Here is a 7,798-nt window from a genome sequence, read left to right on the forward strand (position 1 = left end):
CCTTCTCCGAATTGAAATGCACAATAATATGATTGTCGTGCGGGTTGCCGTCACTGAACGTCACGACATTGTCATGCTCGATGACTTCGCCGGTGTCCCCCTTGATCGCCGCGAGTGGAACGATGGCCTGTACGCTGTACCTGCCTCCCGGGATCGGAATCGTTCTTTTCTCAACATCCGCCATAATAATTCGAGCGAAGCTGCCTTCGTTGATAGGCATCGTCAGCGTCGCAAAGCCGGAACGCCCGGCGATGAAGCTAAGAACGGGCGATGCAAATTGGATGTCGTATCGGACGGTATACTTCATTTCGGTAATCGGATCTTCCCGCTCCGTCGTCAGCACGACTTCCCTGGCGAGCTTCCCCGCTTCATACTGCGATTTCAAAAAGCGTTCAACTGATGAACGCTGTACGAACAAACGACGTCCCAGCCGTTAGTGGAGGGCCTGCCTTCCATTAGGTTTACCAGGTCGCTCAGTTCCGGATAATTCGTTGTCATAGGGAACAGCCTCCATTACGGGGGTTATGTATGAAAAGAATAGCAGGTGCCGTGAAATTCAAGCGTTACTTCTTCCAGCTCGCTTAAATCAATGCGGCTTCGAAATGACTTGTCGACTTCAATTTTCCACGTCGTATACGGGCCGAACAACGCATAAGGCGTTTTTTCTCCCTGAAGGGACTCGCCGAAGCTCCCGTCGATGACGATGGTGGCATCGTTCAGATCGTACCGGAAAGGGACCTCCCGTTTATCGTGGTGAAAATCGTAGATGGCATTGTCTCTTGAAATCAGCTGCTCCTGTCCGGAATGCGTAATATTCAACAAAACTTCGCTGTTAGGCGCGCCCGGCTTCACTTTGGCGCCGTTTAGAAAACAGCGTACCTTCGTAATCCGCACGTTGGCCAAGCCGGCGAACGGACTTTTTGCATCCGCCTCGTGCTTTTGGAGCGGTATGTTGACCATTGCTTCGTAATTCGTTTTCATGAAACCGAGTTGAAGCGGAGTAAGCTTGAACGAAATGCCTTTTTGCTGATTGGCGGGAAAATAGGAGCAGTTCGTTCCGAAATGACCGACAGCGTCCTTGTAAAGTCCAAGGATTCTATTTTGTGCGCTCAACAATCCGGCATAAGTGACTTCCTTGACGCTCCCGCCCAGCACGTCGCTTAATTGGATGTGCTCAAGTGCCCAAAAGTTATAGGCGCGGGTCGTCAAATACAGCATTTCGAATATTTGGGCGATCGCATCGAAATACATGCGGGCGACAAACCCGGTATGTTCGGGAGAGACTTCCGTCATCATCCCGATCATCTGCTGATTAAACCGTTTAATGGCGCTTTCCAGCTCCTGCTGCTCGTTGATCGTCTGAAGCAAGAGTACGGCGGTTGCATTATAAGTCATGATGTGGCCGTTTCTGTCGATGACCGTCTGCACATAGTCGTGCAGCGCCTCTCTTAGCTCAGTGCTGTCGATTTGGTCCGACACTTGGCGCAGCAAGCTTTCAATCGCTTCCGCGTCGCCGACCAGCTTCGCCGCGCCGGGATCGTCAGGCTGCAGCGAGCCGCCTGGCATGGCGCTGTAGCCTTCCTTCAAGCTCTGAAAGTCTTTTGTGATCGTCTTAAGCCGATTGACGAGATAGGCTTCATTGATAGTATCGTCGTCGGCGCCGGTTACTTTCGTTTTTCCGTCAAAAGCGATTTTGGCGCCGTGCGTGATCCACATTACGGAAGACGTCGGTGCAAATGCGATCGAACCGAGCGAGGAAAAAATATTGTCCCAGTTCCAGTCAAAATGTTTTTCCAGCTTCGCCTTGAAGCTTTCGATTCTCTCCTCGACAATTGCTTTCTTCCGGGCCATATACGGCGTATAATTATCAATCGTCCTGGCTGTATCCCCGAGCATGACAACAAGTTTATTTATTTTAGCCTTATGGCTTCTTACCGTAAACTCCGCCTGGCGTCTGGCCGCGGCCAGCGCAGATTTCGCTCGGTGACGTCTTGGAGCGCTTCCAGCTGCAACGCATATTCTTCTTGAATCGTTTTGAAATTGGCGATTAGCGCATCAAGCTGCTCCCGGCAAAAGTCGAATGAAACGACCGGCACATGATTGTACTTGTATCCGTAATAATCAAGCCCCTGCGACAGTCTGTCCAAATACAGCACGGTTTTGCGATGCAAATCTTTGAAAATAGGAACGCTTCCTGCGGCGGCTATGCGCTGCTCGTATTTTGACCATAGCTTTTCCAGCGTGCTGCCCGCTTGCATATGTTCAAACGGCGACGTTTTTTGCTGCAAGCGTTTAAAATAGACCATCGTTTCCGCAACGGCTTCCCGGTCCGATGGCTCCAGGCAGAAATAACGCAAGCGGGCTTTCTCGAACAGCATTTGACATTGAACGGGATGTATCCAAGGAAAAAAGAATTCCTCTTGCATATTTGCCAATTGCGCTGCGCTGCCGACAGGCATGATGTGAAACATTCCGCGCTCGCCGCTTTTTCCGTTGTTCCCATTGACGACGCCTTCGCCATAGGTACCATACATCCCGCCGGATACGTCCGTGCTCGCTAACGCTTGGCTCTTCCATCCGTCTGCAAGCACGATTAGGCGGGAAGTCATCTCCTGTATGACGACATCGGCCGTTTCCGGCGAGGCGCTGTCCTTTAGCTTTTGTCTGAAAGGTTCAAGCAGCGCGACATCCGGATTTTCTTCCAGAATACCGATCAGTTTTTTGACTTTGTCGTCCTCATCCTCATCTTGGTAAATGTTCCTTAGTTCAGCCACCAGCTTCAAATAAGGATGACCATAGAGAAGCTTGACGTTCCCGCCGCAGCCGCCGTTGCCTCCGTCCCCTCCTTTTGTGTCCGAAGATAATCCGGCTTTGCCGTCTCCTCCTTTGCCGCCGCTGGCATTCATTTGAAAATGCGGTGAATCGGCGGCTGCAGTCTCGATAAACAAACTGAAATCGCCGCCGTCTTCTCCGTCCGTGCCGTCGGCGCCTTCGACCGGCGTCAAGCCGGCTTGCCTTGCAAATCGAACGTCGCTTCGCCAAGCGTCGACATCCGGCTCGCCGAAACAATGCCGTGCGACAGCCTAAACGTCCCGCTTACGCGACCTGCTCGGCGTACAGGTACGCTTCGTCATGGCTGCCGCCAAATTCGGTGCCCTCGCCGATTGCAAGATTGTCCTCGGTGCTCAAGTAAATAATCGAATCATCCGGCCATCCCGGATCAATACTTGATTTTCCTTATGAATTTGCGACAGCAATACGTAATCGGCATCGTTCCGTTGCAGGTGTCTATCGTTGCCCATTGGCAATCCTCGCTCTCGCAGCCGTTCACGCTATTTGAGGTTAAATATTTTGGCTCTCTTTTCTTGCGCTCTCTTTTCCGCCTCTTTACGTTCTTTTTCTTTTCTTCAATATCCTTAAGGCGGTCACGTTCTTTTTTGATGTCTCGCTTTTCTTCTCCAGATCCCGGGCTTTCCGCTTCAACTCGGAAATCTCTTTTTCCAGCAGCTCCTTCCGGTCAAGCAGCTCGCGGTCGTCACTCCTGCGTTCGAGTTCCTGACGAATTCGCTCCGCGTCTTCGTATCTTTTCTGCAATTCCTGTTTTGTCGCTTCAATTCGGCTCGTATCCGCAGCCAGTTCCCGTTGCGTTTCGCTGATTTTTTCGGATAACGCGTGAGCTTGCGCAGCCAACACGTGGCTATGAACGAGTTCACCGAGATAGGAGGCTTCGGCCGTTCTCTCCGAAATCCGCTTAAAAATATCGCTGCCGATGGTTTCCTGCACAAGTTGACTCAGCTTGTCCTGGTACGCTTCGGCAAGCTCGTTGAGCCGTTCATCACCGGTGCCGACGAGCAATTCCAACACTTTCATATTGATATGGTCAAGCACTTCGCATGGAACGCATTGCATTCATTTCGGCTATCCAATCCGCGTGCGTCGGAATTGCTCGTCGGCACGGTGATGAACGGCTCAACGAGCTTGCCGAAGCGTACCAGGACAAGCTGAGTCAACTTGTGCAGGAACCATCGGCAGCGATATTTTTAAGCGGATTTCGGAGAGAACGGCCGAAGCCTCCTATCTCGGTGAACTCGTTCATAGCCACGTGTTGGCTGCGCAAGCTCACGCGTTATCCGAAAAAATCAGCGAAACGCAACGGGAACTGGCTGCGGATACGAGCCGAATTGAAGCGACAAAACAGGAATTGCAGAAAAGATACGAAGACGCGGAGCGAATTCGTCAGGAACTCGAACGCAGGAGTGACGACCGCGAGCTGCTTGACCGGAAGGAGCTGCTGGAAAAAGAGATTTCCGAGTTGAAGCGGAAAGCCGGGATCTGGAGAAGAAAAGCGAGGACATCAAAAAGAAGAACGTGACCGCCTTAAGGATATTGAAGAAAAAGAAAGGAACGTAAAGAGGCGGAAAAGAGAGCGCAAGAAAAGAGAGCCAAAATATTTAACCTCAAATAGCGTGAACGGCTGCGAGAGCGAGGATTGCCAATGGGCAACGATAGACACCTGCAACGGAACGATGCCGATTACGTATTGCTGTCGCAAATTCATAAGGAAAATCAAGTATTGATCCGGGATGGCCGGAATGATTCGATTATTTACTTGAGCACCGAGGACAATCTTGCAATCGGCGAGGGCACCGAATTTGGCGGCAGCCATGACGAAGCGTACCTGTACGCCGAGCAGGTCGCCGTAAGCGGGACGTTTAGGCTGTCGCACGGCATTGTTTCGGCGAGCCGGATGTCGACGCTTGGCGAAGCGACGTTCGATTTGCAAGGCAAGCCCGGCTTGACGCCGGTCGAAGGCGCCGACGGCACGGACGGAGAAGACGGCGGCGATTTCAGTTTGTTTATCGAGACTGCAGCCGCCGATTCACCGCATTTTCAAATGAATGCCAGCGGCGGCAAAGGAGGAGACGGCAAAGCCGGATTATCTTCGGACACAAAAGGAGGGGACGGAGGCAACGGCGGCTGCGGCGGGAACGTCAAGCTTCTCTATGGTCATCCTTATTTGAAGCTGGTGGCTGAACTAAGGAACATTTACCAAGATGAGGATGAGGACGACAAAGTCAAAAAACTGATCGGTATTCTGGAAGAAAATCCGGATGTCGCGCTGCTTGAACCTTTCAGACAAAAGCTAAAGGACAGCGCCTCGCCGGAAACGGCGATGTCGTCATACAGGAGATGACTTCCCGCCTAATCGTGCTTGCAGACGGATGGAAGAGCCAGCGTTAGCGAGCACGGACGTATCCGGCGGGATGTATGGTACCTATGGCGAAGGCGTCGTCAATGGGAACAACGGAAAAAGCGGCGAGCGCGGAATGTTTCACATCATGCCTGTCGGCAGCGCAGCGCAATTGGCAAATATGCAAGAGGAATTCTTTTTCCTTGGATACATCCGTTCAATGTCAAATGCTGTTCGAGAAAGCCCGCTTGCGTTATTTCTGCCTGGAGCCATCGGACCGGGAAGCCGTTGCGGAAACGATGGTCTATTTTAAACGCTTGCAGCAAAAAACGTCGCCGTTTGAACATATGCAAGCGGGCAGCACGCTGGAAAAGCTATGGTCAAAATACGAGCAGCGCATAGCCGCCGCAGGAAGCGTTCCTATTTTCAAAGATTTGCATCGCAAAACCGTGCTGTATTTGGACAGACTGTCGCAGGGGCTTGATTATTACGGATACAAGTACAATCATGTGCCGGTCGTTTCATTCGACTTTTGCCGGGAGCAGCTTGATGCGCTAATCGCCAATTTCAAAACGATTCAAGAAGAATATGCGTTGCAGCTGGAAGCGCTCCAAGACGTCACCCGAGCGAAATCTGCGCTGGCCGCGGCCAGACGCCAGGCGGAGTTTACGGTAAGAAGCCATAAGGCTAAAATAAATAAACTTGTTGTCATGCTCGGGGATACAGCCAGGACGATTGATAATTATACGCCGTATATGGCCCGGAAGAAAGCAATTGTCGAGGAGAGAATCGAAAGCTTCAAGGCGAAGCTGGAAAAACATTTTGACTGGAACTGGGACAATATTTTTTCCTCGCTCGGTTCGATCGCATTTGCACCGACGTCTTCCGTAATGTGGATCACGCACGGCGCCAAAATCGCTTTTGACGGAAAAACGAAAGTAACCGGCGCCGACGACGATACTATCAATGAAGCCTATCTCGTCAATCGGCTTAAGACGATCACAAAAGACTTTCAGAGCTTGAAGGAAGGCTACAGCGCCATGCCAGGCGGCTCGCTGCAGCCTGACGATCCCGGCGCGGCGAAGCTGGTCGGCGACGCGGAAGCGATTGAAAGCTTGCTGCGCCAAGTGTCGGACCAAATCGACAGCACTGAGCTAAGAGAGGCGCTGCACGACTATGTGCAGACGGTCATCGACAGAAACGGCCACATCATGACTTATAATGCAACGCCGTACTCTTGCTTCAGACGATCAACGAGCAGCAGGAGCTGGAAAGCGCCATTAAACGGTTTAATCAGCAGATGATCGGGATGATGACGGAAGTCTCTCCCGAACATACCGGGTTTGTCGCCCGCATGTATTTCGATGCGATCGCCCAAATATTCGAAATGCTGTATTTGACGACCCGCGCCTATAACTTTTGGGCACTTGAGCACATCCAATTAAGCGACGTGCTGGGCGGGAGCGTCAAGGAAGTCACTTATGCCGGATTGTTGAGCGCACAAAATAGAATCCTTGGACTTTACAAGGACGCTGTCGGTCATTTCGGAACGAACTGCTCCTATTTTCCCGCCAATCAGCAAAAAGGCATTTCGTTCAAGCTTACTCCGCTTCAACTCGGTTTCATGAAAACGAATTACGAAGCAATGGTCAACATACCGCTCCAAAAGCACGAGGCGGATGCAAAAAGTCCGTTCGCCGGCTTGGCCAACGTGCGGATTACGAAGGTACGCTGTTTTCTAAACGGCGCCAAAGTGAAGCCGGGCGCGCCTAACAGCGAAGTTTTGTTGAATATTACGCATTCCGGACAGGAGCAGCTGATTTCAAGAGACAATGCCATCTACGATTTTCACCACGATAAACGGGAGGTCCCTTTCCGGTACGATCTGAACGATGCCACCATCGTCATCGACGGGAGCTTCGGCGAGTCCCTTCAGGGAGAAAAAACGCCTTATGCGTTGTTCGGCCCGTATACGACGTGGAAAATTGAAGTCGACAAGTCATTTCGAAGCCGCATTGATTTAAGCGAGCTGGAAGAAGTAACGCTTGAATTTCACGGCACCTGCTATTCTTTTCATACATAACCCCCGTAATGGAGGCTGTTCCCTATGACAACGAATTATCCGGAACTGAGCGACCTGGTAAACCTAATGGAAGGCAGGCCCTCCACTAACGGCTGGGACGTCGTTTGTTCGTACAGCGTTCATCAGTTGAACGCTTTTTTGAAATCGCAGTATGAAGCGGGGAAGCTCGCCAGGGAAGTCGTGCTGACGACGGAGCGGGAAGATCCGATTACCGAAATGAAGTATACCGTCCGATACGACATCCAATTTGCATCGCCCGTTCTTAGCTTCATCGCCGGGCGTTCCGGCTTTGCGACGCTGACGATGCCTATCAACGAAGGCAGCTTCGCTCGAATTATTATGGCGGATGTTGAGAAAAGAACGATTCCGATCCCGGGAGGCAGGTACAGCGTACAGGCCATCGTTCCACTCGCGGCGCGATCAAGGGGGACACCGGCGAAGTCATCGAGCATGACAATGTCGTGACGTTCAGTGACGGCAACCGCACGACAATCATATTATTGTGCATTTCAATTCGGAGAAGG

General features: G+C 51.6%; 9 protein-coding genes. 5 read left to right on the forward strand and 4 right to left on the reverse strand.

Features of this window, described 5'->3' with window-relative positions; translation table 11 throughout:
• The 4 genes from D3H35_RS10635 to D3H35_RS10650 form a co-directional block, all read right to left on the reverse strand.
• Positions 1-385: hypothetical protein (locus D3H35_RS10635; protein ID WP_147355810.1), on the reverse strand; the 385-nt coding region annotated here is incomplete at its 3' end.
• Between the two features lie 137 nt (positions 386-522).
• A complete protein-coding gene (locus tag D3H35_RS10640) occupies positions 523-1,896 on the reverse strand; it encodes a hypothetical protein (RefSeq protein ID WP_119149157.1) in 1,374 nt (457 codons plus the stop codon).
• A 35-nt stretch (positions 1,897-1,931) separates the two neighbouring features.
• Entirely contained in the window at positions 1,932-3,005 is a 1,074-nt protein-coding gene (locus D3H35_RS10645; protein WP_119149159.1) for a hypothetical protein, read from the reverse strand.
• Between the two features lie 382 nt (positions 3,006-3,387).
• Complete coding sequence (locus D3H35_RS10650) at positions 3,388-3,909, reverse strand: hypothetical protein (protein ID WP_119149161.1); 522 nt, start codon at positions 3,907-3,909, stop codon at positions 3,388-3,390.
• Between the two features lie 292 nt (positions 3,910-4,201).
• Here D3H35_RS10650 and D3H35_RS30705 point away from each other — a divergent pair, with 292 nt between their 5' ends.
• The 5 genes from D3H35_RS30705 to D3H35_RS10675 all read left to right on the forward strand — a co-directional run bounded on the left by D3H35_RS30705 (position 4,202) and on the right by D3H35_RS10675 (position 7,739).
• Complete coding sequence (locus tag D3H35_RS30705; protein WP_158594060.1) at positions 4,202-4,372, forward strand: hypothetical protein; 171 nt, start codon at positions 4,202-4,204, stop codon at positions 4,370-4,372.
• 123 nt (positions 4,373-4,495) lie between these two features.
• Complete coding sequence (locus D3H35_RS10660) at positions 4,496-5,194, forward strand: hypothetical protein (protein ID WP_119149164.1); 699 nt, start codon at positions 4,496-4,498, stop codon at positions 5,192-5,194.
• 200 nt (positions 5,195-5,394) lie between these two features.
• Positions 5,395-6,495, forward strand: coding sequence for a hypothetical protein (locus D3H35_RS10665; RefSeq protein ID WP_147355811.1), 1,101 nt, complete (start codon positions 5,395-5,397; stop codon positions 6,493-6,495).
• A complete protein-coding gene (locus D3H35_RS10670) occupies positions 6,429-7,274 on the forward strand; it encodes a hypothetical protein (RefSeq protein ID WP_147355812.1) in 846 nt (281 codons plus the stop codon). The genes D3H35_RS10665 and D3H35_RS10670 overlap by 67 nt, the downstream gene beginning before the upstream one ends.
• Positions 7,275-7,298: 24 nt before the next feature.
• Complete coding sequence (locus tag D3H35_RS10675) at positions 7,299-7,739, forward strand: hypothetical protein (RefSeq protein ID WP_119149170.1); 441 nt, start codon at positions 7,299-7,301, stop codon at positions 7,737-7,739.
• Positions 7,740-7,798: the final 59 nt, after the last annotated feature.

The organism is Cohnella faecalis (genome assembly GCF_003570905.1).
Classification (GTDB): Bacteria; Bacillota; Bacilli; order Paenibacillales; family Paenibacillaceae; genus Cohnella; species Cohnella faecalis.

Excerpts from the sequence above, each read along its gene's own strand:
- D3H35_RS10675 (WP_119149170.1), top strand. The coding sequence starts at position 7,299 with ATGACAACGAATTATCCGGAACTGAGCGACCTGGTAAACCTAATGGAA.
- D3H35_RS10660 (WP_119149164.1), top strand. The coding sequence starts at position 4,496 with ATGGGCAACGATAGACACCTGCAACGGAACGATGCCGATTACGTATTG.
- D3H35_RS10650 (WP_119149161.1), bottom strand. The coding sequence starts at position 3,909 with ATGCAATGCGTTCCATGCGAAGTGCTTGACCATATCAATATGAAAGTG.
- D3H35_RS10640 (WP_119149157.1), bottom strand. The coding sequence starts at position 1,896 with ATGCTCGGGGATACAGCCAGGACGATTGATAATTATACGCCGTATATG.